This is a genomic window from Streptomyces sp. NRRL S-340, assembly GCF_000720185.1.
In the GTDB taxonomy this organism is placed as follows: domain Bacteria; phylum Actinomycetota; class Actinomycetes; order Streptomycetales; family Streptomycetaceae; genus Streptomyces.
Window position 1 is genome coordinate 1 of record NZ_JOIY01000121.1, and the last position, 475, is coordinate 475.

At 68.2% G+C, this 475-nt stretch carries 1 protein-coding gene; it reads left to right on the forward strand.

Annotated features, from left to right (window positions below):
* Positions 1–61: 61 nt before the first annotated feature.
* Positions 62–475: RICIN domain-containing protein (locus IG64_RS39915; protein WP_267883429.1), on the forward strand; the 414-nt coding region annotated here is incomplete at its 3' end.

Consider the following 475-nt stretch of genomic DNA (forward strand, 5'->3'; position numbering starts at 1 on the left):
GGACGGCAATCCGTTGATCATCTGGGAGTGCAACGCGGGTGACGTGGGTCAGAAGTGGAAGGTGCCTTCGGATGCCCCGGTGTCGGGTCCTTCGGGGCGGATCGCGGGGTACAACGGCAAGTGTGTTGAGGTGGCCGGGGGTGCCACGGCGGACGGTACGGCGGTGCAGTTGAACACCTGCGGGACCGGTGGTGCGCAGTCCTGGACGGTGGCGGCGGACGGTACGTTGCGGGCGTTGGGCAAGTGCATGACGGTGGCCGGGGGCGGTACCGGGGACGGTACGGCGGTGCAGTTGTCGGCGTGTTCGGGTGCGGGGTCGCAGAAGTGGCAGGCGCAGGCGAACGGGACGCTGGTCGGTGTGCAGTCGGGCAGGTGTCTGGATGCGACGGGTCCGAGTTCCGCCAATGGCACCAGGCTGCAGATCTGGGCGTGTGCGGGTTCGGACAATCAGATCTGGGGGGTGCCGTCGTCGCGT